We start from the raw sequence: 22,436 nt of genomic DNA on the forward strand, positions 1-22,436 counted from the left end.
TCGACGGCTCCAGGAGGACGGGAGAACAGGGGGCGAGAGGATCAGAACAGGGTGGTCTCGTACTCGGGCTCGGCCCACGGCTCGGTGAGCTCCGGCCGGTCGTTGCGGATGCTGCCGACGTCCGGCGACACCGGCGTGGCCCGCAGCGCGCCCGGCGGCGGGGGTATCAGCAGCCGGCGCAGCTCCTCCGGGTCGTCCCGCCGCGGGTCCAGCCAGGCGTCGAACGACCCCGGGTCCAGGAACAGCGGCATCCGCTCGTGGATCGGCGCCAGCAGCTCCTCCGCGTCGGTGGTCACGATGGTGAACGTGACCAGCCAGCCCTCCGGGTGGTCCGACGGCACCGCCCGGTTGCGCCAGAACTCGTACAGCCCCGCCAGCGCCAGCGGCGCCCCGTCCACCCGGGAGACGAAGAACGGCTTCTTCCGCGCCTTGCCCCGCTCGCCCGGCACGGTCTGCCACTCGTAGTAGCCGTCCACCGGCAGGACGCACCGGCGCGAGACGAAGGCCTGCCGGTACGAGGGCTTCTCGTGCACCGTGTCCGACCGGGCGTTGATCATCTTCACCGCCGTCTCCGGCGACTTCGCCCACTGCGGCACCAGCCCCCAGCGCAGCACCCGCAGCTGGCGCACCGGCTCCGCCGACCCCTTCGGCACCCGCTCCAGCACCGCGAAGGCGCTCTGCGTGGGCGCGACGTTCCAGCTCGGGGCCAGCGTCTCGGCCGGATCCCACTGCCGGACGCCGAACAGCTCGACGATGGACTCGGGGCTGCTGCTGGAGGCGAAGCGACCACACATGCCGTCAGCTTGCCACGACCCCGCCCGCGCCCGCCGCCCCCGTCCCGGCCCGTGGAGAACCACCCGCCCGCCGGCCGCCGTCCCCCGCATGGCAGGCTGCCACCCCGGGGGGCGGCCGGACCGCGACGGAGGAGACCCATGGACGCCAGGACCATCGCCGACCTGTGGAGCGCCGTCACCGGCACCCAGCCCGCCCCGCCCGGCTGGCTCGCCCTCGCCACCGGCGCCGCCGCCCTGCTCGCCGTCCTCCTCCGCCCGCTCTGGCGGATCGCCCGCACCGCCGTCACCATCGCCCACGAGGGCGGCCACGGCCTCGCCGCCCGCGCCACCAACCGCAAGCTGCTCGGCATCCGGCTGCACTCGGACACCTCCGGCCTCACCCTCTCCTACGGCCGCCCCACCGGCCCCGGCATGGTCCTCACCGCCGCCGCCGGCTACACCACCCCCGCCCTGCTCGGCCTCGGCTGCGCCGCCCTGCTCGCCGCCGACCGGATCACCCTGCTGCTCTGGCTCGCCATTGCCCTGCTGCTCGCCCTGCTGGTCCGGATCCGCAACGCCTTCGGCTTCCTCAGCGTGATCGTCACCGGCGCCGCGTTCTTCCTGGTCTCCTGGTTCGGCACCCCCGAGGTCCAGGCCGGCTTCGCCTACCTCGGCACCTGGTTCCTGCTGTTCGGCGCCGTCCGCCCGGTCCTCGAACTCCAGCGGCAGCGCCGCCGCGGCGAGGCCGACGACTCCGACGCCGACCAGCTCGCCCGGCTCACCGGCGTCCCGGGCCTGGCCTGGATCACCCTGTTCCTGGTCACCGCCCTCGCCGCCCTCGCCCTCGGCGCCACCTGGCTGCTCCGCCCGCTCTGAACCCCCGCGGTCCCCTGTCGCCGGGACAGTCCGGGTACGGCCCCTAAACTGACCCCTATGACCGAGACCCTGTGGCCCGCCCCCGTCGCGACCACCCCCGTGGACGCCACCGTCACCATCCCCGGCTCGAAGTCGGTCACCAACCGGGCCCTGGTGCTGGCGGCGCTCGCCGACGGCCCCGGCTGGGTGCGCCGCCCGCTGCGCAGCCGCGACTCCCAGCTGATGGCCGACGGCCTGCGCGCCCTCGGCGTCACCATCGAGGAGCAGGTCAACAACGACACCGGCGGCACCGGCGGCGGCGAGGCCTGGCGGGTCATCCCCGCCCCCGCCCTGCGCGGCCCCGCCTCGGTCGACGTCGGCAACGCCGGCACCGTCATGCGCTTCCTGCCCCCGCTCGCCGTCCTCGCCGACGGCCCGGTCCACTTCGACGGCGACCCGCGCAGCCACGAGCGCCCCCAGCACGGCGTGATCAACGCCCTGCGCGCGCTCGGCGCCCGGATCGACGACGGCGGCCGGGGCAGCTTCCCGCTCACCGTGCACGGCACCGGCGCCCTCGACGGCGGCAGCGTCGAGCTCGACGCCTCGTCCTCCTCCCAGTTCGTCTCCGCGCTGCTGCTCTCCGGCGCCCGCTACAACCAGGGCGTCGAGGTCCGGCACGTCGGCGGCCCGGTCCCGTCGCTGCCGCACATCCGGATGACCGTCGACATGCTGCGCCTGGCCGGCGTCCAGGTCGACGCCCCCGAGGACGGCGGCGAGAAGGACGTCTGGCGGGTCACCCCCGGCGCCCTGCTCGGCCGCGACCTGGTCGTCGAGCCCGACCTCTCCAACGCCGCGCCGTTCTTCGCCGCCGCCCTGGTCACCGGCGGTCAGGTCACCGTCCGCGACTGGCCCAAGCACACCACCCAGCCCGGCGACCAGCTGCGCGACCTCTACACCCGGATGGGCGGCAGCTGCGAGTTCACCGACGAGGGCCTGAGGTTCACCGGCACCGGCCGGATCCACGGCATCGAGGCCGACCTGCACGACGTCGGCGAGCTCACCCCGGTGATCGCCGCCGTCGCCGCCCTCGCCGACTCCGAGTCCCACCTCTACGGCATCGCCCACCTGCGGCTGCACGAGACCGACCGGCTGGCCGCCCTCGCCAAGGAGATCAACGACCTCGGCGGCGACGTCAGCGAGACCGAGGACGGCCTGCGGATCCGCCCGCGCGCGCTGCGCGGCGGCGTCTTCCACACCTACGAGGACCACCGCCTGGCCACCGCCGCCGCGGTGATCGGCCTCGCCGTGCCCGGCGTGCAGGTGGAGAACGTGGCCACCACCGCCAAGACCCTGCCGGACTTCCCCGCCATGTGGGACGAACTGCTCACCGGAGCGGTGGCGGGCGGCTGAGCGGGAGACTGGGCACATGCGCCGCTACGGCAAGGACGCCGACGAGGACGACATCCGCAACCGCCCCGGACGGAAGGGCTCCCGGCCGCGGACCCGGATCCGGCCCAAGCACGAGGACGCCGCCGAGGCGATGGTGCTCACCGTCGACCGCGGCCGGCTGACCTGCCTGATCGACCCGGGCACCAAGCAGGAGCACGAGGTCGTCGCCATGAAGGCCCGCGAGCTGGGCCGCAAGGGCGTCGTCGTGGGCGACACCGTCTCGCTGGTCGGCGACCTCTCCGGGGACGCCGACACCCTCGCCCGGATCGTCCGGGTCGCCGAGCGCACCTCGGTGCTGCGGCGCACCGCGGACGACGACGACCCGTACGAGCGGATCGTCGTCGCCAACGCCGAGCAGCTGGCCATCGTCACCGCGCTGGCCGACCCGGAGCCCCGGCCCCGGCTGATCGACCGCTGCCTGGTCGCCGCCTACGACGCGGGCATGGACCCGCTGCTCGTCCTCACCAAGGCCGACCTGGCCCCGGCCGAGCCGATGCTGGAGGCCTACGCGCCGCTCGGCATCCGGTACGTCGTCACCCGCCGGGACGAACTGGAGACCACCGGCGCCGAGGCGGTCCGCGAGCAGCTGCGCGGCCTGCGCACGGTGTTCATCGGCCACTCCGGCGTCGGCAAGACCACCCTGGTCAACGCGCTCGTCCCGGAGCGGCAGCGGACCACCGGACGGGTCAACGCAGTCACCGGCCGCGGCCGGCACACCACCGTCTCGGCCCTCGCGCTGCGGCTGCCGCCGCCGCCCGGCGCCAAGCCCGGCTCGAAGAAGGCGCTGGACGCCGGCTGGGTGATCGACACCCCCGGCTTCCGCTCCTTCGGGCTCTCGCACATCGACCCGTCCCGGGTCATCCACGCCTTCCCGGACCTGGAGCCCGGCACCGAGGACTGCCCGCGCGCGTGCAGCCACGACGAGCCGGACTGCGCCCTGGACGCCTGGGTCGCCGAGGGCCACGCGGAGCAGGCGCGGCTCTACTCGCTGCGCCGGCTGCTGGCCAGCAAGGAGGCCCGCGAGGGCGACTGACGGGCGCGGCTGACGGTCGGCGGCGGCGGCGGGCGTCCGGTGTTTTCCGGTGTTCGAGGTGTCGGAGCGCCCCCGCGTGGCGATCATAGGAAAGTCGGGCCGGTTCACGGTCCGGACGCCGACCGATCCCGCCGACCCACAGGGAGAGCACGCGATGGCATGGGCCCTGGTGATCCTGGCCGGCCTCCTGGAGACCGGTTTCGCGATCAACCTCAAGCTCAGCGACGGCTTCACCAAGCTGTGGCCCACCGTCAGCTTCTGCGTCTTCGCCCTCGGCAGCTTCGGCCTGCTCACCCTCTCGCTGAAGACCCTCCCGGTCGGCCCGGCCTACGCGGTCTGGACCGGCATCGGCGCCGCCGGCACCGCGATCTACGGCATGGTCTTCCTGGACGAGACCACCTCCGTCCTCAAGCTGGTCTCGATCTCCCTGGTCATCGCCGGAGTCATCGGCCTCCAGCTCAGCGGCTCCGCCCACTAGGACGATCCGCCCACCAGGACCGTCCGGGCGCTAGGGTTTCGGGCATGGCCGACTACCACGACGACCTCCGACTCGCCCATGTCCTCGCCGACTCGGCCGACTCGGTGACCCTGGACCGCTTCCGCTCGCTCGACCTGCGGGTCGAGACCAAGCCCGACCTGACCCCCGTCAGCGACGCCGACAAGGCCGCCGAGGAGCTGGTGCGCAGCATCCTGCAGCGGGCCCGCCCGCGCGACGCGGTGCTCGGCGAGGAGTTCGGTCTGCAGGGCTCGGGCCCGCGCCGCTGGGTGATCGACCCGATCGACGGCACCAAGAACTACATCCGCGGCGTCCCGGTCTGGGCCACCCTGATCGCCCTGCTGGAGGACGGCCCGGACGGCGTCGAGCGCCCGGTCGTCGGCATCGTCTCCGCGCCGGCGCTGAACCGCCGCTGGTGGGCCGCCAAGGACCTCGGCGCGTTCGCCGGCCGCAGCCTGGCCAAGGCGAGCCGGATCCACGTCTCCGGCGTCTCCCGGATCGAGGACGCGTCGTTCTCCTACTCCTCGCTCTCCGGCTGGGAGGAGCGCGGCCGCCTCGACCCGTTCCTCGACCTCACCCGGGCCTGCTGGCGCACCCGCGCCTACGGCGACTTCTGGTCGTACATGATGGTCGCCGAGGGCGCGGTGGACATCGCCGCCGAGCCGGAGCTGTCGCTCTGGGACATGGCGGCCAACTGCGTCATCGTCGAGGAGGCCGGCGGCCGCTTCACCGGCCTGGACGGCGTCCCGGGCCCCGGCGGCGCGGACGCGGTGGCCTCCAACGGCCTCCTCCACGAGGAAGCCCTGCGCCGCCTGAGCGTCTGAATCCCCCGCACGACATGATGGGGATTCCTCGAAGAGTCCCCATCTACGTGGGTGCGGGCCCCTGGTACCGGTTCTCCGGCGGTACCAGGGGCCCGCTGCTCCGGGGCCCCTCACCGGGCCCCGCGCCGGGGTGCGTCAGCGCTGCTTGCGCAGCTCCCGCACCTCGGCCTCCAGGCGCTGCCCGAAGTCCGCGTCCGCCTTGCGGAAGTTCTCGACCGCGCGCTCGACGATGTCCTCGCGGTCCGCCGAGACCTTGGCGATGAAGCCGGCCAGGTTGGCGATCAGCCGCTGCTTCTCACCGTCGTCGAACAGCCGGTAGAGGTTGCCGGCCTGCACGAAGTCGTCGTCCTCGGCGTGCAGCGGCGCCTCGTGGGTGCCGGTGAGCCCGGTGACGGCGGTCGGCGCCCACAGCGGGCGGCCGGTCTGCACCGGGCCGCCGAAGCTGTTCGGCTCGTAGTTCTTCTGCCGGCCGTGGCGGCCGTCGTACAGGTACCCGTCGCGGCTGTTGGTGCGCGCCTCGGTGGCGTGCGGGCGGTTGACCGGCAGGTGGTCGGCGTTGATGCCGACGCGGTAGCGGTGGGCGTCCGCGTAGGCGAACAGCCGGCCCTGCAGCATCTTGTCGGGGGACGGGCCGATGCCGGGCACGAAGTGCGCCGGGGAGAAGATCGACTGCTCGACCTCGGCGAAGATGTTGTCGGGGTTGCGGTTGAGCTCCAGCTTGCCGATCTCGATCGGCGGGTAGTCCGCGTGCGGCCAGACCTTGGTCAGGTCGAAGGGGTTGAAGCGGTACTCCGCCGCGTCCGCCGCCGGCATGATCTGGACCTGCACCGTCCAGGTCGGGAACTCGCCGCGCTCGATGGCCTCGCGCAGGTCGCGCTGGTGGCTGTCCGGGTCCTCGCCGGCCAGCTTGGCGGCCTCCTCGGCGGTGAGGTTCTTGATGCCCTGGTCGGTCTTGAAGTGGTACTTGACCCAGAAGTGCTCGCCGGCCTCGTTCTGCCACTGGTAGGTGTGCGAGCCGTAGCCGTTGAGGTGGCGGTAGCTGGCGGGGATGCCGCGGTCGCCGAACAGCCAGGTCACCTGGTGGGTGGCCTCGGGCGACAGGCCCCAGAAGTCCCAGACGTTGTCCGCCTCCTGCGAGCCGGTGTACGGGTCGCGCTTCTGGGTGTGGATGAAGTCCGGGAACTTGGTGGCGTCCTTGATGAAGAACACCGGGGTGTTGTTGCCGACGAGGTCGTAGTTGCCCTCCTCGGTGTAGAACTTCAGCGCGAAGCCGCGCGGGTCGCGCACCGCGTCCGCCGAGCCGAGGTTGCCCGCGACGGTGGAGAACCGCAGGAAGGTCTCGGTCTGCTTGCCGACCTCGGAGAGGAACGCCGCCCGGGTCCACTGCGAGACGTCGCGGGTGAGCGTGAAGGTGCCGTAGGCGGCGGCGCCGCGGGCGTGCACCACGCGCTCCGGGATGCGCTCCCGGTTGAAGTGCGCGAGCTTCTCGAACAGCTGCTGGTCCTGGATCAGCGCCGGGCCGCCGACGCCGGCGGTCTCGGTGTTCTGGTTGTCGGCGACGGGGGCACCCGCCTCCGTGGTGAGGGTGGGGCGCAGCTCGTCCTGGGTAGTCATAAGAGGGTGCCTCCGCGTGATCCGGTCCGTGACGACTCGATCCTAACTTGGACTTTGTCTAAGTCAACACTGGAACCAGACTCGGATCGTCACTTACCCTGTCCCCATGAGTGACCTGCTGGAACGGCTTCGCGGACGTGGATGGCGGCTGACCTCGCAGCGCCGGGTCGTGGCCGAGGTCCTCGACGGAGAACACGTGCACCTCACCGCCGACGAGGTGCACGCCCGCGCGGTGGAGCGCCTGCCCGAGATCAGCCGCGCCACCGTCTACAACACGCTCGGCGAACTCGTCTGCCTCGGCGAGGTGTTGGAGGTCGCCACCGACGGCCGCGCCAAGCGCTACGACCCCAACGCCCACCACGCCCACCAGCACCTGGTCTGCTCCGGCTGCGGCGCGATCCGCGACGTCCACCCGCAGGGCGACCCGCTGGCCGCCCTGCCGCCCGCCGAACGGTTCGGCTTCACGATCTCCGGCGCCGAGATCACCTACCGGGGCCTGTGTCCGGACTGCGCGCCCAGACCCTGACGCGCCCGGCGCCCGGCGCCCGGCGCACGCGCCGGGCTCACACACCGGGCCTACGCGCTCAGCTCCGCGTGCAGCGCGCCCAGCAGCCGGCCCGCCCGCTCCGCGACCTCCGCCGGACCGTAGTCCGCCGCCCGCCGGCACCAGCCCTCCGCCTGCACCGGCTCGCCCCGGCGCAGCGCCAGCAGCGCCAGCCGCAGCGCCGCCCGCCCGTGCCCGGCGTCCGCCGCCCGGGTGTACCAGAGCATCGCCTCGGCCTCGCTGTCCTGCCGGGCCAGCAGCAGCCCCAGGTTGAACGCGGCACTGCGGCTGCCCGCCTCGGCCGCCCGCCGGTACCAGCTCTCGGCGATCTCCAGCGCCCCCCGCTCGGCCGCCCGCACCCCCATCCGCACCTGCGCCCGCCGGTGGCCCGCGTCCGCCGCCACCGCGTACCAGTGCTCGGCCTCCGCGTCCGCGTCCCCGCGCCGGTCCAGCACCGACGCCAGCCGGAACGCGCCCTCCGCCGAACCGCCCGCCGCCGCCTGCCGGTAGCGCTCCAGCGCGCCCGCCAGGTTGCCGCGCTGCTCCTGCACCACCGCCAGCTGCAGCGCCGCCTCGCCGTGCCCCTCCGCGGCGGCGCGCGCGTACCACTCCTGCGCCTGCCGCTGCTCCCCGCGCCCGGCGTGCAGCACGCCCAGGTTGAAGGCGCCGTCCACGCTGCCCGCCTCGGCGGCCTTGGAGAACCACGGCTCGGCGCCCGACTCGTCGCCGCGCTGCAGCAGCACCACGGCCAGCGCGTTGCACGCCTCCCGGTGCCCGGCGTACGCGGCCCGGCGGTACCACTGCTCGGCCTGCTGGTCGCGGCCCGCGCCCGCGCACAGCAGGCCCAGGTTGAACGCGCCGTTCTGATCCCCGGCCTCCAGCGCGCCCCGGTACCAGCGCTCCGCCTCGCCGGCCTCGCCGCGCGAGGCGTACAGCGCGCCCAGCGCGTTGGCCGCGTTGCCGTCGCCCGCCTCGGCGGCCTCCTGCCACCACTCGGCGGCGGCCGCGAGGTCCCCGGAGTCGCGCAGCAGGAAGCCCAGCGCGCACGCGGCCCGCGGCTCGCCGTTCTGCGCCGACTGCCGGTACCAGCGGGCGGCCTCCTCCAGCAGCGCCTGCCCGCCCTCGGCCCGGTCCTCCAGCAGCACGCCCAGCCGCAGCGCGGCCCGGGCGTGGCTACGGGCGGCCGCGATCCGGTACCAGGCCTCGGCGGTCTCCTTGTCCCCCGCCGCCTCGCGCATCCGGGCCAGCCGGTAGGCGGCCTCCCGGTGCCCGGCGTCCGCGGACACCTTGAACCAGCGCTCGGCGCGCACGTCCCGCCGGTGCTCCATCAGGTCGCCCAGCGCGTACGCGCCCAGCGGGTGGCCGTGGTCGGCGGCGAAGTGCAGCCAGTACTCGGCGGCCTCCTCCTCGCCCTGGTCGCGCAGTTGCAGGCCGAGCGCGTGCGCGGCCGGCGCGCTGCCGGCCACCGCCGCCTGCCGCCACCACTGGGCGGCCTCGGCCCGGTGGCCCTGCTGGTGGAGCAGCACGCCCAGGTTGTTGGCGGCGGCGCGCAGCCCGGCGGCCGCCGCGGCGCGCAGGTACGGTTCGGCGTCCTCCAGGTCACCGCGGCGCAGCAGCAGGGTGCCGAGCCGGCCGGCCGCGTCCGGGTCGCCGTCGTCGGCGGCCTGCCGGTGCCGGGCCTCCAGCGCGGCCTGCTCGCGGGCGGCCAGCGCGCTCTCGAAGCTCGCCGAGTCGAAGCCGGCGCCGTCCTCGGCGTCCACGCCCGGTCCGGCCGGTTCGGCGGGCGCGCCGTGGCCGCCGAACGCGGCGGCCAGGCCGCCGGCGGGGACGTGCACCAGTGAGTCCGGGCCGTAGCCGCCGGACGGGCGGCGCTCCGTCAGACCGCTGGTGCGCTGGGCCGGCAGGGCGCCGGGGTGCCGTTCACGGCCCTCCGCCCAGGCCTCGGTGTCCGCCTCGGTGGTCGCCGGCCTCGCTCCTGCCCCGTTCTTGCCGATCAGCCTCATGCCGACTCCCGCTCCCCCAGAGTGTCGCGGCATCGAACTCCGGCCCACGGCCGGGGGGACCCGCCCGCGGCCCGCGGCCGGGAGGACCCCCACGGGGGCCCGTCAACCCGACGGCCGGTCAGCAGCCGTGCAACGTCCCCCATATGTCCCATCGTCGCATCACTCGCAACCCGCGTACACCTGCCCCGGTCGATTTCGGCGGGGCGGACCCGAAGCCGACGAGATTGCTTCGGCGCTTTGTCGATTTCCCGACACTCGGCCCCCACAAACCCCGCTGCCGTCGTCCTTGGCGACGCTCGATGGTACCGGAGCGCCTCTCGCGGGCCGCCGGGGAAAACGCCGAAGGGCCCGGAGGACGTATCCTCCGGGCCCTTCGTGCTACTGAGTAGCGGGGACAGGATTTGAACCTGCGACCTCTGGGTTATGAGCCCAGCGAGCTACCGAGCTGCTCCACCCCGCGTCGGTGAAGTAACCATAGCACGGGCGCGGGGTGGGGCCGAAATCGGTTGTCGCAGCTCAGGGGCCGGTACTCGGCGCCCCGGTCGGTGTCGCGCCCGGCGTCGCGCCCGGTGCGGCGGTCGGCGAGGCGCTCGGCGAGGCGGTCGGCGAGCCCGACGGGGTGAGGCCCGCCTTCTGCTCGGCCGCGGCCAGCGCCTTGGCCGCCTCGCTCTGCGCCTTCTGGGCCTGGCCGAGGGCCACCCAGTCGCCGGCCTTGGCCGCGTTGTCGGCGTCGTTCTGCGCCTTCAGCACGTCCGCGATCGCCTTGTGCAGCTCCGGCGTGACCCCGGCCCCCGGCGCGGTCGGCGTCGTGGGCGTGGTGGGCGTGGTCGGCGTCGTGGGCGTGGTCCCGGGCGCGGTGGGCGTGACCGGCGCACCGGGCGCCGCGCCGCCGAGCACCTTGGCCAGCGCCTTCTCCAGGTTGTCCTCCACGGCGACGACCGCGTTCTCGTTCCCGTACGTCGCCAGCACCTTCTTCAGCACCGGCACCTTGGCGCTGCGGCCGATCAGGTACACCGGCTCGACGTTCAGCAGGCCGCCGCCGACCGGCAGGGTCAGCAGGTTGCCGTACTCGATGTCGGAGTCGGTGCCGGTCTTCAGCAGGGTCAGCTCCTTGGCGACCAGCGGGTCCGAGTTGAACTTCGCCTGCACCTGCTTGGGGCCGAGCGCCCCGGAGCCGGTCGGCAGCTTGGCGACCCGGATCTTCCCGTAGTCCGGCCCCGGGTCGGCGCTGACCGACATGAACGCGGCCAGGTTGTCCCGGCCCTGCGGCGCGAAGCTCGTGGTCAGCGAGAAGGTCGCGGCCTGCGCGTCGGGCATCCGGACCGTCAGGTAGTACGGCGGCTGCACCTCGTTGCTGTTGGTCGTCGGGTCGGTCGGCACCTGCCAGATGTCCGTGCCGTTGAAGAAGCCGCCGGCGTCGGTCATGTGGTACTCGGCGAGCAGGTCGCGCTGCACCTTGAACATGTCCTGCGGGTAGCGCAGGTGCGGCAGCAGCGCCGGCGGGATGTCCTTGTTCGCCTTGACCGTGCCCGGGAACGCCTTCATCCAGGTCTTCAGCACCGGGTCGTTCTCGTCCCACTGGTAGAGGGTGACCTCACCGGTGTACGCGTCCACGGTGGCCTTGACCGAGTTGCGGATGTAGTTGACCTGGTTGGCGGCGGTCAGCAGCTCGCCGCGCTGACTGGTCAGCGAGTCCTTGGTGACGTCGCCCAGCGTCGTCTTCGACGAGAACGGGTAGCCGTCCGAGGTGGTGTAGCCGTCCAGCACCCAGACCACCCGGCCGTCCTCCACCACCGGGTACGGGTCGGCGTCGATCGACAGCCACGGCGCGACCTTCTCCACCCGCTCCTTGGGGGTGCGGTCGTAGATGATCTTCGCGCCGTCCCGGATCGCGCTGGAGTAGAGGATCTGCGGCTCGGCGAACTTCACCGCGTACGCGGCCCGGGTCAGCGGGTTGCCCAGCCCGACGCCGCTGTCACCGTCGTAGGAGAAGTGCACCGGGGTGCCGTCCTCCGCGGTGTAGTCGATGTCCTGGTAGCCGCCGCCGACGATCGAGTACGTCGACGTCTTCTCGCCGTAGTAGATCCGCTGCTCGTAGTTGCCGAACGCGCCCTTGGTCGGCAGCGCCGACTCGGTGTAGACCGGGTTGCCGTTGGAGTCGACCTGGTTGCCCTTGGCCGCGATCACGCCGTAGCCGTGGGTGTAGTTGAAGTGGTCGTTGATCCAGTTCCGCTGGATGCCGTTCAGGTCCAGCTCACGCACGCCCAGCACGGTGTCCTGCGCCCCGTACCGGTCCACGTCCAGCGACTTCGGGAACGCGTAGTACTTGCGCAGCGCCTCGTTCTGCTGGAACGTCGGGCCGACCACGTTCGGGTCCAGCAGCCGGATGTCCGTGATGGTCTGCGCGTCCGGCTTCAGCGCGTCCGCGTTCGTCGAGTTCGCCGGCTCGTACGAGGTGACCTGGCTGTCCGCGATCCCGTACGCCTGCCGCGTCGCGTCGATGTTCTTCTGGATGTACGGCGTCTCCTTGGCCTGCTCGTTCGGCTTGACCTGGAACTGCTGCACGATCGCCGGGTACACCCCGCCGATCAGCACCGCCGACAGCACCATCAGGCCCAGGCCGATCAGGGCCGGCGCCCAGGTGCGGCGCACCGGGGTCAGGAAGAACAGCACCGCGCAGATCACCGCGACGAAGAACAGGATCGTCTTCGCCGGCAGGAACGCGTTGGCGTCCACGTACCGCAGGCCCGTCCACCCGGACACGCCCTTGTACGAGCCGGTCTTCACCGCCAGCGCGTACCGGTCCAGCCAGTACGCCACCGCCTTCAGCAGCACGAAGATCCCCAGCAGCACCGCCAGGTGCCCCTGCGCGCCCGCGCTCGCCCGGCGGCCCGGCCCCTGCAGCCGCAGCCCCCCGTACAGGTAGTGCACCAGCACCGAGGTCAGCAGCGAGACGATCACCGCGCTGAACGCGAAGCCCAGCAGGAACTCGTAGAACGGCAGGTCGAAGGCGTAGAACGAGACGTCCATGCCGAACTGCGGGTCCTTGGTGCCGAACGGGGTCGCGTTCGTCCACAGCAGCCAGGTCCGCCACTGGCCCGAGGCCGCGGCACCCGCCACCAGCCCGATCACCAGCGACACCCCGATCAGCGCCCAGCGCTTGAACGGGGCCAGGCCCGAGCGGTACCGGTCCAGGCTCTGCTGCTCCACCGACATCGCCGACAGCGGCGGCCGCAGCCGGTGCGCCAGCCACAGGTTGAAGCCGACGATCACCGCCATCAGCACGCCGAAGACCGCGAACAGGCCGATCTTCGTCCACAGCTGGGTGGTGAAGACCGACGAGTAGTGGACCGACCTGAACCAGAGCCAGTCCGTCCAGAACCCGGCGAACATGACGAACAGCAGGAAGAGCACCGCGAGCACGCCCAGGGTCAGCAGGAGCACCCGCGCCCGCCGGGACGGCGGGCCTACTCTGCGCCGGAACCCCGGCCCTGAGCGTTCCGGCATCTGGAATACCACGGTGGCACCTCAGTCGTGTCGTCTGGAATCGGTCGGTCCTCAGTGCAACTTAACCAGGCTTTAGCCGAGTTCCCACCGTTAGCAGACGGTTACTAGTCCCCGGTCCCGCGGCGCGTTCCACCGGCCGAGCCGCTCCCGCCGCGCCCGCCCCACGCCCCGGGCCCGCCCGGCGTGTGAGGATTGAGGCATGTCCGATGGATCCAACCTCCCCGACGACGTCTCCACCCTCCCGGCCGGCACCCCGCTGACCCGGGCCGCCCTGGAGATCGACGAGTACGCCGCCACCCTCGGCTGGGACCTCCCGGCCCGCCTCTTCGCCCTGGTCGACAGCGCCGCCCTGCGCAAGGCCGACCCCCGCATCGCCAAGCAGCTCGGCCTCACCGACGAGGCCGCCGGCCTCACCCCGGTCGAGCAGGACGAGCTGCCCGCCGGCATGGAGCTCGACAAGTTCCTCGGCACCATCGCCTGGCCGGACGCGGTCGCCGGCTGCGCCCTGGTCGTCGAGCGCCTGATGCTGCCGCCGGGCTCCGAGCAGTCCCGCCCGCGCAACGCCTCCGACGCCCAGCTCGCCGAGTGGGTGGCCAACCACCCCAAGCGCGAGGAGGTGCGGATCACCGCCGCGGTGCTGCGCGACGGCAGCAAGGAGATCGCGCTGCGGCTGCGCTCCAAGGACGTCGCCCGCGAGGTGCTGACCGGTCCCGACCTGGTGCCCGGCCTGACCGAGGCGCTGCTGGCGACCTTCTCCTAGGACCCGTCGGCCGCCGGTGCCGCTGCTCGGCGGTGCCGCTACTTGGCGCAGGACGGCAGCGCGGAGGTCTGCCCGGAGCGGATCTGCTCCAGCGACTTCAGCGCGCCGTCCAGCGTCTCGGCCTTGACCAGGGTCAGCCCGGACGGGGTGTTCTTGGCGGCCTCGGCGCAGTTCGCGGCCGGGGTGAAGAAGTACTCGGCGCCGGCGTCCCGGGCCGCGATCAGCTTCATCGATATGCCGCCGATCGGACCGACCCCGCCGTCGTCGTCGATGGTGCCCGTCCCCGCGACGAACTTTCCGCCGGTGAGGTCGCCGGGCGTCAGCTTGTCGATGATGCCGAGCGAGAACATCAGGCCCGCGCTCGGCCCGCCGACGTCCTGCAGCCCGATGTCGATCCGGAACGGGTAGGTGTGCTTGAGGCCCGGGCGGATGCCGACCACCGCGGCACCGGTGTCCGGCGACTTCGCGGTCGGGACGGTGATGTCGGTGCGCACCCCCGGCTCGGCGGAGCCCTCCTTGACCCGCGGCACCACGCTGAAGACCACCGACTCGCCGGGCTGGTGCCGGGTGACCGCCTTGGCGACCCCCTCCGCGTCCGCGACCGGGGTGCCGTCCACCGCCACGATCTGGTCGCCGGCGTGCAGCCGGCCCTCGGCCGGGAGACCGGCGGTCACGGTCTGGACGATCAGCTCGCTGCCCATCGGGATGCCGAGCTGCTTGAGCGCCGCGGTGCGGGCGTGGTCCTCGGAGAGCGCGAACTCCTCGGCGTTCTGCCGCTTCGCGTCGGCGTCGCTCTGGCCCTTCGGGTAGACGTTGTCGTGCGGGACCACCAGCACGTCGTCGCGCAGCCACCCGATCACCGCGTTGACCAGGCTCGGCTCGTACTTGGCGCCGGTGACCTGCACGGTCGTCATGTTGAGGTGCCCGCTCGTCGGGTACGACTCGTGGCCGGTGATGGTGATCACCGGCGTCCCCGTCTTCTCCTGCACCCCGAGCGTGTCGTACGTCGGGCCCGGGCTCATCTCCGTGTACGGCACCTTCATCAGCACCGACGCGCAGAGCAGCGCTATGAGCAGCAGGGTGGCGGCGAGCATCGTCGCAGAGCGGCGTGGCATGCCTCGACAGTACGGGACGCGGCCGACCGCACGCCCGGCGGGCTACCGGCCGGAGCGCTCGCCCGGGGCGGAACCGGCGGTGGTGCGCTCCATCGCGGCCATGAACCGCTTGTGCTCGGCCAGTGAGGCCGGATCGCCGGTGGCCTTCGGGGCCCGCTGGGCCCAGCCCGCCCAGACGGTGGCGACCACCGCGGCGACGCAGAACGGAATCAACCAGGCGAGCACAGCCATCTCAGTACTCCCAGCTCGTCGTGTCTATGAGCAGATTAACCACTCCGGCGGACAACGTTGACGACGCCTTCCGGGTTACGGGACGGCCGATCGGCTCACTGCCAGGGAGTATCCGGCGCAGCGCCCCACACCCGTTCGAGTGAGACGGCGGCGCGCCTGCGCCGTGAGGACGCCTGAGCCTGGCTCAGCAGTTCCCGGCGCCGACCCACTCCTCCGCGCCGTCGGCGAAGACCTGGTGCTTCCAGATCGGCACCTCGTGCTTGAGGTCGTCGATCAGCCGGCGGGCCGCGGCGAACGCCTCCCCGCGGTGGGCGCAGGAGACCGCGACGATCACCGCCTTGTCGGTGATCTCCAGCCGGCCGATCCGGTGCACCGCGGCCAGCGCCCGCACCGGGAAGTCGGCGACGACCTTCTCGGCGACCCGGCGCAGCTCCTGCTCCGCCGACGGGTGACAGCTGTACTCCAGCGCGGAGACCTGCTTGCCGCCGTCGTGGTCGCGGACCGTCCCGACGAAGACGGTCGTCCCGCCGGCCGCGTCGTCGCCCACCGCCTCGTACACCTCGTCGAGCGAGAGCGGGGTGTCGCGGATGGCGAGCAGGCGGATCGGGTCGAGGTTCTCGGACATGCCCCCATGATTGCCCATCCCCGGCGGGCTTGGGCAGGGGGCTTCCGTATCACGACTGTGAAATTTCGCATCGTGAGAACAACGCCCCGGGGAGGGAGGCCCCCCGGGGCCCGACCGCGTCAGACCGGGCCGCGTCAGAACCGACGCCGCTTGCGCGCCCGCCGCACCAGCGCCGCCGTACCCACCAGCGCCACCGTCGCCCCCGCCGCGCCCAGACTCGTCGCGGCCTCCTTGCCGCCCAGCCGCCGTCCCGCCACCGCGTGCTTCCCGGACACCTGCGCCAGCAGCTCCGCCAGCACCTCCTCGTTGGTGTGCGCCGGCCGCCAGCCCGCCTCGTGCAGCCGGCTCCCCGACACCACCCACGGGTACATCGTGTACGCCAGGTCCCCGGCCGGCGCCGGCGTCAGCCCCAGCCGGTGCAGCCGCGCCGCCGTCCCCAGCGCCAGCGAGGCCGGCAGCTCCATCCGCCGGATCCCCGACAGCCGCTCCACGTCCTCCTGCTCCAGCCAGCCGTCGCAGCCGACCGTCACCTCGCCCTCGACCAGGCCCAGCGCCGCGTACTCCAGCGCCGCCGCCAGATCGTCCACGTGGCAGAACTGCCAGCACGGCCGCGACCCCGCCACCACCAGCAGCCGGGGCGCCTCGAAGTGCCGGGTCAGCACCGTGTCCACGCCCGGACCGACCACCACCGCCGGGCGCAGCACCGTCACCTGCAGGCCCGGGTGCGCCCGCGGCGCCCGCCGGGCCAGCCGCTCGATCTCCAGCAGGTCCCCGACCAGCGAGGCCTCCTCGGTCGCCCGCAGCTCCGAGTCCTCCGCCAGCGGCACCTCGTTGTCCGCCAGCGCGCCGTAGACCATCGCCGACGTGCACAGCACCACCCGGTGCACCCCGGCCGCCGCGGCCGCCGTCAGCACCGTCTGCGCGCCCCGCACGTTGTAGGCGCTGCGCGCCCGCGGGTCCGACTCCATGCCCAGGTCCATCGCCAGGTGGACCACCACGTCCACCCCGGCCAGCCGCTCGGCCACCGCCGGGTCCCGCACGTCCAGGACCCGCCACTGCACCCCCGGCACCTCACCGCGCCGGTCGTCGACGGCCAGGACCTTGCGCACCCCCGGCGAGGCGACCAGGCGGGCCGCGACCCGCTCGCCGAGCACCCCGGCGGCACCCGTGACCGCCACGGTCAGCGGTCTTCCGGCATAGGCTGGAGGCGGCGACGCCGTGGTGTCCAGGGCGTCCTCTCCTCCGGTCAGCCCAGAGCGAACGTCCGAGGGCGGGGAACTCACCGGCCATCCTCCACGGTTAGCTTATGTGCGTACGTACGTGTGTCACGTACGTCCATCCTGCCCGAGGCGAAGGCCCGGCGTTGCACCCGGCGCGGGCCAGCCGCCCGGGAGCCGCCCGCCGGCCGGGAGTCCCCCCACTCCACCGACCGCCCCGGGCACCAGATTTCACCGCCACCACCCCGTATGACGGCCGACCGGATCGAGGACCCCGTGAGCGACCTTCCCTTCGGATTCGGCGTTCCGCCCGAGGAGCCCGAGGACGGCAAGGCCAAGCCCGGCGACGAGCAGCAGGACCGGAAGAAGGAGCAGAGCGACGGCGGGCAGAGCGGCCCGCAGTCCTTCGGCTTCACCGGCGGCAACCCGCTCGGCGCCCTCTTCGGCATGGGCCTGCCCGGGATGCCCGGCATGCCCGGCGCCCCCGGGACGCCCGGTGCCCCCGGCGCCGGCTCCGCCGACAACCCGTTCGCCGCGATGTTCGGCGGCCTCAACCCCAACGACCTCGGCGCCGCCTTCCAGCAGCTCGGCCAGATGCTCTCCTTCGAGGGCGGCCCGGTGAACTGGGAGCTCGCCAAGGACATCGCCCGGCAGACCGTCGTCGCCGAGCCCGTCGAGGGCAAGAGCAAGGACCGCTCGGTCAGCGCCGCCGAGCGCTCCGCCGTCGCCGAGGCCGTCCGCCTCGCCGACCTCTGGCTCGACGGCGCCACCGAGTTCCCCTCCGGAGCCGGCACCGCCGTCGCCTGGAGCCGCGCCGAGTGGATCGAGGCCACCCTCCCGGTCTGGAAGGACCTCGTCGACCCGGTCGCCGAGCGCGTCGGCAACGCCATGGGCGGCGTCCTGCCCGAGGAGATGCAGGCCATGGCCGGCCCGCTGATGGGCATGATGCGCTCCATGGGCGGCGCCATGTTCGGCACCCAGATCGGCCAGGCCCTCGGCGCGCTCGCCGGCGAGGTCGTCGGCTCCACCGACGTCGGCCTGCCGCTCGCCCCGGCCGGCAAGGCCGCGCTGCTGCCCCAGAACGTCGCCGAGTTCGGCGAGGGCCTCAACGTCCCCGCCGACGAGGTCCGGCTCTACCTCGCCCTGCGCGAGGCCGCCCACCAGCGCCTCTTCGCCCACGTGCCGTGGCTGCGCGCCCACCTCCTCGGCGCCGTCGAGGCCTACGCCCGCGGCATCAAGGTCGACAGCTCCCGGATGGAGGAGCTGGTCGGCCAGCTCGACCCGAGCAACCCCGAGGCCCTCCAGGAGGCCCTGGCCGGCGGCCTGCTCCAGCCCGAGGACACCCCCGAGCAGAAGGCCGCCCTCGCCCGCCTCGAAACCGCGCTCGCCCTCGTCGAGGGCTGGGTCGACGCCGTCGTGCACGCCGCCGCCGAGCCCCACCTGCCGCAGGCCGGCGCGCTGCGCGAGACCGTCCGCCGCCGCCGCGCCGCCGGCGGGCCCGCCGAGCAGACCTTCGCCACCCTGGTCGGCCTCGAACTGCGCCCGCGCCGGCTGCGCGACGCCGCCCGGCTCTGGGCGCTGCTCGCCGACGCCCGCGGCATCGAGGGCCGCGACGACCTCTGGCAGCACCCGGACATGCTCCCCACCGCCGCCGACCTCGACGACCCGGACGCCTTCGTGCACCGGGGCGCCGCCGGCGACCTGGAGGGCGGCATCGACTTCGACGCCATCGACAAGCTGCTCGGCGAGGCCGCCGCGGGCGGAGCGGCGGGCGGAGCCGCGGGCAAGCCCGACCTGACGAAGAGCGACGACGACGAGGACGGAAAGGGCAAGCCCACCGCATGACGGCCACCGAGACCGGCACCCCCGAGACCGGCACTCCCGAGACCGCCGGCGCGCTGCACGCCGACGCGGTCCGCGCCCTGGGCGACTGGCGGCCCGCCGAACCCGAGCAGGAACGACTGCGCCTCGACTACCTGCGGCACCTCGCCGACCAGCCCGACGGCCTGTACCGCTCCTGCCTGCCCGCCCACATCACCGCCAGCGCCGCGGTCGTCGACCCCGTCGCCGGACGTGTCCTGCTCACCCTGCACCCCAAGGTCGGCCGCTGGCTGCAGATGGGCGGCCACTGCGAGCCCGGCGACCGCGACCTCGCCTCGGCCGCGCTGCGCGAGGCCACCGAGGAGTCCGGCATCCCCGACCTCGCCCTGCTCACCCGGGACGGCGTGCCAGTGCCGGTCAAGCTCGACCGGCACCAGGTCCGCTGCACCGGCAAGGACCGCCCGGAGAACACCCACCTCGACGTCCAGTACATCGCGGTGGCCCCGCCCGGCGCCCGGGAACTGATCAGCGAGGAGTCGCTCGACCTGCGCTGGTTCGACTTCGACGGGCTCCCCGAGCTGACCGACCAGTCGGTCCGCGACCTCGTCGCCCGGGCCCGCGCCCTCACCGGCTGACCGAAGCACTCAAGGGCGTCCGAACGACGAGAGGGGCGCGGGCCACCACGGCCCGCGCCCCTCTTCCGCTCGTGTCCCTCCCCCTCCGACCGCCCCGCCGGCCCCGTCAGCCGCAGGCGGCCTCCGGGCCGGACTCCGGCGGACCCGCGTGCCGGGCCCCCGGGATGTGCGGCAGCCGCGCCGCCGAGACCACACCCTCCAAATAGCCCCGCGCCCGCTCCGTCCGCGGATACGCCTCCAGCAGCGCCCAGAAGTCCGGACCGTGGTCCGGCACCAGCAGGTGCGCCAGCTCGTGCAGCAGCACGTAGTCGACCACGTACTCCGGCATGCCCTGCAGCCGGTGCGACAGCCGGATCGTCCGCTCGCTGGGAGTGCACGAGCCCCAGCGCGAGTTCTGATTGGTCACCCAGCGGACCTGCGCCGGCCGGGCCCGACCACCCAGGAACTCCGCCGAGAGCTCCCGGGCCCGCGCCACCAGCGCGTCGTCACCGAGCACCCGGCGGCTCTCCTGGGCGGCGAGCTTCTCCAGCATCTGCGCGACCCAGCGCTGCTCCTCCGCGTGCGACATCCGGGCCGGGATCAGCACGATCGTGCGGTCGCCCTCGCGGTAGGCGGACACCGTCCGGCTCCGGCGGGCGCTGCGCCGCACCTCCACCCGGGAACGGTCCAGCGGCTCCCGCGCGGCCCCCGGCTGCTGCTCCGGAGCTTGCTGCTCCGGACGCCCACGCGTACTCGGCGCCGCCACTTGCGACCCGGACGCTGCACGGGCACGCCGAGGCGACGCCGAGGGATGGGAGTCCCGTTCGGCTGCCATGGCACACGACGTTACCCGGTACCCCCGACAGAAGTCCGCTGCCATGGCCGAAATGTTTCGTGGAGCGATCGGGAACGAAAGGCCGACAACGGGTGTCCGGAATACGACCTCGGACCGGACGTCAAGTTATCCACAGGGCATGCGAACGGATCATCCGATCATGTGACCTTGCCTGTGGACAACCAACCGCACCCCGTCGCCTCGATCGGGCATGCTGCCGTCGACCGTCCGGAAACCGTCGGAAGGAAGACCACCGTGCGCCTCGCCCTCAAGCCCGCCCTCTCCCGCAGCTGGCGGGACTCGGACACCCTCCAGTTCGGCACCATCTCCCAGCACGCGGGCGTCCTCGCCCACGCCGCCGACAAGACCGTCCGCGAGTTCCTCGACCTCGTCGACGGCACCCGCGACCGCCCGACCCTCCTCGCCGAGGGCGAGCGGATCGGCTTCGGGCGCGACCCGGCCGACTCCCTGCTCGACCTGCTGGAGGAGGCCGGGGTGCTCGACGACGCCGAGGCGGCCGACGGCGCGCTGGCCCGCTTCCCGCAGCCGCACCGCGAGCTGCTCGGGCCCGACCTCGCCTCGCTCTCCCTGATCCACTCCACCCCGGGCACCGCGCCCGCCGTCCTGGCCCAGCGGACCGACCACGCGGTCGAGGTCCGCGGCGCGGGCCGGGTCGGGGCGGCCGTCGCCGCCGTCCTCGCGGCGGGCGGCATCGGCACCGTCACCGTGGTGGACTCCGGCCGGGTCGCGCCCGGGGACTGCGCCCCCGCCGGCCTGCCGCCGACGGACGTCGGCCGACTCCGGGCCACCGCCGCCCGCGAGGCCGTCGACCGGGCCTCGGCCCGGCGCCCGTCCCAGCGCGGCCACCGGCCCAGACCGGGGCTGCCCGACCTGGTGGTGCTGGCGCCCCGGGACGGCAGCGGGGCGTTCGCCGGCGGCACGCCCCAGGCCCGCGAACTGCTCCGGGCCGGGGTGCCCCACCTGTACGTCGGGGTGGTGGAGGAGTACGGGGTGGTCGGGCCGCTGGTCGTGCCGGGCAGGTCGGCCTGCGGCCACTGCCTGGTGCTGACCCGGGAGGACGAGGACGCCGCCTGGTCGCGGATCCTCACCCAGCTCTCCGAGAACGGCCCCGGGCGGGCGCCGACGCCCGCCTGCGACACCGCGCTCGCGACCTCGGTCGCCGGGCTGGCGGCGCTGCACGTCCAGGTCTTCCTGGACGGCGGCCACCCGCCCAGCATCGACGGCTGGTGCGAGCTCTCCGCCGTCGACGGCATGCCCCGACGCCTACGGCTCAAGGGCCACCCGCACTGCGGGTGCCTCTGGCAACCGATGCCGCCGCACTGAGCCCGGCGGCAGGAAGGAGGACGGACGAGGACAGGACAGGCCCCGGAGGGAAGGAGGTCATCAAGACGTCGGGCCGGGTCGAGCCGAGGACCGACCGGGTGGGTGCAGCGGCCGCCCCCACCCGGTCGCGCCCACACGACTCACCCACGGGCACAAGCCCCACGCCGGCGGGCGGGCACCCCCGTACGGGAGCGCCGGGCCGGGGGATGCCATCCCCTCACTGCCACCCCGAGGCTGCCGACGGGTGGTGGGGCACGAACGGGAGACGCCCATACGCCGGTGGCGGATGCCCCATGGTCGGGGCGGTCGCCCCAGAGGAGGTGACGGGAAGCGGGCGGCAAAGCGCGGGGCGGGTGCGCCCGCACGCGGGCGGGTGGCGGATGCCCCATGGTCGGAGCAGCCCCCCGAAGGGTGGCCGCCCCCCAAGGTGGCGGCGGGTGGTGGAGCGCGGGCAGGTGCGCCCGCAGGTGAGCGGTGGGTGCCCCGTGGGTGGGGCGGCCACCCCTCGAGGGTGGCCGGCTAAGGGTGCCGGCGGGTGGTGGGTGGTGGCGGGCGGAGGGGTGCGGCCGCAGGTGGGGTGATGGGTGCCCGGTAGTCGGGGCAGCCACCCCGCAAGGGTGGCCGCCCCGAGGGTGGCGGTGGGTAGCGGGTGGCGGGCGGGTGCGGCCGCGCGTGGGTGGTGGGTGCCCCGTGGGTGGGGCGGCCACCCCCCGAGGGTGGCCGCCCCAGGGTGGTGGCGGGGCGTCCCGGACCACCGGGTCGGACCAGCTGTCGGG

At 73.8% G+C, this 22,436-nt stretch carries 19 protein-coding genes and 1 tRNA gene; 10 read left to right on the forward strand and 10 right to left on the reverse strand.

The features are described from left to right. Positions 1-41: 41 nt before the first annotated feature. A complete protein-coding gene (locus AB0N76_RS24600) occupies positions 42-794 on the reverse strand; it encodes an SOS response-associated peptidase (RefSeq protein ID WP_363560337.1) in 753 nt (250 codons plus the stop codon). A 138-nt stretch (positions 795-932) separates the two neighbouring features. Between AB0N76_RS24600 and AB0N76_RS24605 the strand changes: the two genes are divergently transcribed. The 5 genes from AB0N76_RS24605 (at position 933) to hisN (ending at position 5,430) form a co-directional block, all read left to right on the forward strand. Further along, positions 933-1,649 carry a M50 family metallopeptidase gene (locus tag AB0N76_RS24605; protein ID WP_363560339.1) on the forward strand — a complete coding sequence of 239 codons (717 nt, stop codon included), beginning with the start codon at positions 933-935 and terminating at the stop codon, positions 1,647-1,649. A gap of 57 nt (positions 1,650-1,706) precedes the next feature. Next, on the forward strand, positions 1,707-3,038 hold the full coding sequence (aroA, locus tag AB0N76_RS24610) for a 3-phosphoshikimate 1-carboxyvinyltransferase (protein ID WP_363560341.1): 1,332 nt from the start codon (positions 1,707-1,709) through the stop codon (positions 3,036-3,038). 16 nt (positions 3,039-3,054) lie between these two features. Next, the gene (gene rsgA / locus AB0N76_RS24615) at positions 3,055-4,110 is read left to right on the forward strand and encodes a ribosome small subunit-dependent GTPase A (RefSeq protein ID WP_363560343.1); all 1,056 of its coding nucleotides are present in this window, start codon (positions 3,055-3,057) and stop codon (positions 4,108-4,110) included. A 154-nt stretch (positions 4,111-4,264) separates the two neighbouring features. Beyond that, the gene (locus AB0N76_RS24620) at positions 4,265-4,588 is read left to right on the forward strand and encodes a multidrug efflux SMR transporter (protein ID WP_363560345.1); all 324 of its coding nucleotides are present in this window, start codon (positions 4,265-4,267) and stop codon (positions 4,586-4,588) included. A gap of 44 nt (positions 4,589-4,632) precedes the next feature. Next, entirely contained in the window at positions 4,633-5,430 is a 798-nt protein-coding gene (gene hisN, locus AB0N76_RS24625) for a histidinol-phosphatase (protein WP_363560347.1), read from the forward strand. A gap of 135 nt (positions 5,431-5,565) precedes the next feature. On the opposite strand, the gene AB0N76_RS24630 is transcribed toward hisN, so the two are convergent. Then, entirely contained in the window at positions 5,566-7,044 is a 1,479-nt protein-coding gene (locus tag AB0N76_RS24630; RefSeq protein WP_363560349.1) for a catalase, read from the reverse strand. A 106-nt stretch (positions 7,045-7,150) separates the two neighbouring features. Here AB0N76_RS24630 and AB0N76_RS24635 point away from each other — a divergent pair, with 106 nt between their 5' ends. Further along, positions 7,151-7,570, forward strand: a complete 420-nt coding sequence (locus AB0N76_RS24635) for a Fur family transcriptional regulator (protein ID WP_363560351.1) — start codon at positions 7,151-7,153, stop codon at positions 7,568-7,570. A 50-nt stretch (positions 7,571-7,620) separates the two neighbouring features. On the opposite strand, the gene AB0N76_RS24640 is transcribed toward AB0N76_RS24635, so the two are convergent. The 3 genes from AB0N76_RS24640 to AB0N76_RS24650 all read right to left on the reverse strand — a co-directional run bounded on the left by AB0N76_RS24640 (position 7,621) and on the right by AB0N76_RS24650 (position 13,098). Further along, positions 7,621-9,591: a tetratricopeptide repeat protein gene (locus AB0N76_RS24640; RefSeq protein WP_363560353.1), complete on the reverse strand. Its 1,971-nt coding sequence runs from the start codon at positions 9,589-9,591 to the stop codon at positions 7,621-7,623. Positions 9,592-9,977: 386 nt separating this feature from the next. After that, a tRNA-Met gene (locus AB0N76_RS24645) sits at positions 9,978-10,051 on the reverse strand. A 56-nt stretch (positions 10,052-10,107) separates the two neighbouring features. Then, entirely contained in the window at positions 10,108-13,098 is a 2,991-nt protein-coding gene (locus AB0N76_RS24650) for a UPF0182 family protein (RefSeq protein ID WP_363560371.1), read from the reverse strand. A gap of 199 nt (positions 13,099-13,297) precedes the next feature. Between AB0N76_RS24650 and AB0N76_RS24655 the strand changes: the two genes are divergently transcribed. Further along, entirely contained in the window at positions 13,298-13,858 is a 561-nt protein-coding gene (locus AB0N76_RS24655) for a PPA1309 family protein (RefSeq protein ID WP_363560355.1), read from the forward strand. Between the two features lie 38 nt (positions 13,859-13,896). On the opposite strand, the gene AB0N76_RS24660 is transcribed toward AB0N76_RS24655, so the two are convergent. The 4 genes from AB0N76_RS24660 to AB0N76_RS24675 form a co-directional block, all read right to left on the reverse strand. Then, positions 13,897-14,973, reverse strand: coding sequence for a PDZ domain-containing protein (locus AB0N76_RS24660; protein WP_363560357.1), 1,077 nt, complete (start codon positions 14,971-14,973; stop codon positions 13,897-13,899). A gap of 42 nt (positions 14,974-15,015) precedes the next feature. After that, on the reverse strand, positions 15,016-15,204 hold the full coding sequence (locus tag AB0N76_RS24665) for a hypothetical protein (RefSeq protein WP_363560359.1): 189 nt from the start codon (positions 15,202-15,204) through the stop codon (positions 15,016-15,018). Between the two features lie 184 nt (positions 15,205-15,388). Beyond that, positions 15,389-15,829, reverse strand: a complete 441-nt coding sequence (locus AB0N76_RS24670) for a molybdenum cofactor biosynthesis protein MoaE (protein ID WP_363560361.1) — start codon at positions 15,827-15,829, stop codon at positions 15,389-15,391. Between the two features lie 134 nt (positions 15,830-15,963). Continuing rightward, the gene (locus tag AB0N76_RS24675) at positions 15,964-17,058 is read right to left on the reverse strand and encodes an NAD-dependent epimerase/dehydratase family protein (protein WP_363560373.1); all 1,095 of its coding nucleotides are present in this window, start codon (positions 17,056-17,058) and stop codon (positions 15,964-15,966) included. Between the two features lie 264 nt (positions 17,059-17,322). On the opposite strand from AB0N76_RS24675, the gene AB0N76_RS24680 reads away from it, so the two are divergent. Both AB0N76_RS24680 and AB0N76_RS24685 read left to right on the forward strand, forming a co-directional pair. After that, positions 17,323-18,891 (forward strand): zinc-dependent metalloprotease, encoded by a 1,569-nt coding sequence (locus AB0N76_RS24680; protein WP_363560363.1) that lies wholly within the window; start codon positions 17,323-17,325, stop codon positions 18,889-18,891. Next, entirely contained in the window at positions 18,888-19,502 is a 615-nt protein-coding gene (locus AB0N76_RS24685) for an NUDIX hydrolase (protein WP_363560365.1), read from the forward strand. The genes AB0N76_RS24680 and AB0N76_RS24685 overlap by 4 nt, the downstream gene beginning before the upstream one ends. Positions 19,503-19,608: 106 nt before the next feature. On the opposite strand, the gene AB0N76_RS24690 is transcribed toward AB0N76_RS24685, so the two are convergent. Further along, positions 19,609-20,172, reverse strand: coding sequence for a M48 family metallopeptidase (locus AB0N76_RS24690; protein ID WP_363560374.1), 564 nt, complete (start codon positions 20,170-20,172; stop codon positions 19,609-19,611). 399 nt (positions 20,173-20,571) lie between these two features. Here AB0N76_RS24690 and AB0N76_RS24695 point away from each other — a divergent pair, with 399 nt between their 5' ends. Beyond that, complete coding sequence (locus AB0N76_RS24695) at positions 20,572-21,660, forward strand: ThiF family adenylyltransferase (RefSeq protein ID WP_363560367.1); 1,089 nt, start codon at positions 20,572-20,574, stop codon at positions 21,658-21,660. Positions 21,661-22,436 lie beyond the last annotated feature (776 nt).

It is taken from the genome of Kitasatospora sp. NPDC093806 (assembly GCF_040683335.1).
Lineage (GTDB): Bacteria > Actinomycetota > Actinomycetes > Streptomycetales > Streptomycetaceae > Kitasatospora.

What these genes read in the sequence shown, in the direction of transcription:
- AB0N76_RS24685 (WP_363560365.1), top strand. Translation starts at nt 18,888, where the DNA reads ATGACGGCCACCGAGACCGGCACCCCCGAGACCGGCACTCCCGAGACC.
- AB0N76_RS24605 (WP_363560339.1), top strand. Translation starts at nt 933, where the DNA reads ATGGACGCCAGGACCATCGCCGACCTGTGGAGCGCCGTCACCGGCACC.
- AB0N76_RS24650 (WP_363560371.1), bottom strand. Translation starts at nt 13,098, where the DNA reads ATGCCGGAACGCTCAGGGCCGGGGTTCCGGCGCAGAGTAGGCCCGCCG.
- AB0N76_RS24630 (WP_363560349.1), bottom strand. Translation starts at nt 7,044, where the DNA reads ATGACTACCCAGGACGAGCTGCGCCCCACCCTCACCACGGAGGCGGGT.
- AB0N76_RS24665 (WP_363560359.1), bottom strand. Translation starts at nt 15,204, where the DNA reads ATGGCTGTGCTCGCCTGGTTGATTCCGTTCTGCGTCGCCGCGGTGGTC.
- AB0N76_RS24660 (WP_363560357.1), bottom strand. Translation starts at nt 14,973, where the DNA reads ATGCCACGCCGCTCTGCGACGATGCTCGCCGCCACCCTGCTGCTCATA.
- AB0N76_RS24640 (WP_363560353.1), bottom strand. Translation starts at nt 9,591, where the DNA reads ATGAGGCTGATCGGCAAGAACGGGGCAGGAGCGAGGCCGGCGACCACC.
- AB0N76_RS24655 (WP_363560355.1), top strand. Translation starts at nt 13,298, where the DNA reads ATGTCCGATGGATCCAACCTCCCCGACGACGTCTCCACCCTCCCGGCC.
- AB0N76_RS24635 (WP_363560351.1), top strand. Translation starts at nt 7,151, where the DNA reads ATGAGTGACCTGCTGGAACGGCTTCGCGGACGTGGATGGCGGCTGACC.
- rsgA (WP_363560343.1), top strand. Translation starts at nt 3,055, where the DNA reads ATGCGCCGCTACGGCAAGGACGCCGACGAGGACGACATCCGCAACCGC.
- AB0N76_RS24600 (WP_363560337.1), bottom strand. Translation starts at nt 794, where the DNA reads ATGTGTGGTCGCTTCGCCTCCAGCAGCAGCCCCGAGTCCATCGTCGAG.
- hisN (WP_363560347.1), top strand. Translation starts at nt 4,633, where the DNA reads ATGGCCGACTACCACGACGACCTCCGACTCGCCCATGTCCTCGCCGAC.
- AB0N76_RS24620 (WP_363560345.1), top strand. Translation starts at nt 4,265, where the DNA reads ATGGCATGGGCCCTGGTGATCCTGGCCGGCCTCCTGGAGACCGGTTTC.
- AB0N76_RS24670 (WP_363560361.1), bottom strand. Translation starts at nt 15,829, where the DNA reads ATGTCCGAGAACCTCGACCCGATCCGCCTGCTCGCCATCCGCGACACC.
- aroA (WP_363560341.1), top strand. Translation starts at nt 1,707, where the DNA reads ATGACCGAGACCCTGTGGCCCGCCCCCGTCGCGACCACCCCCGTGGAC.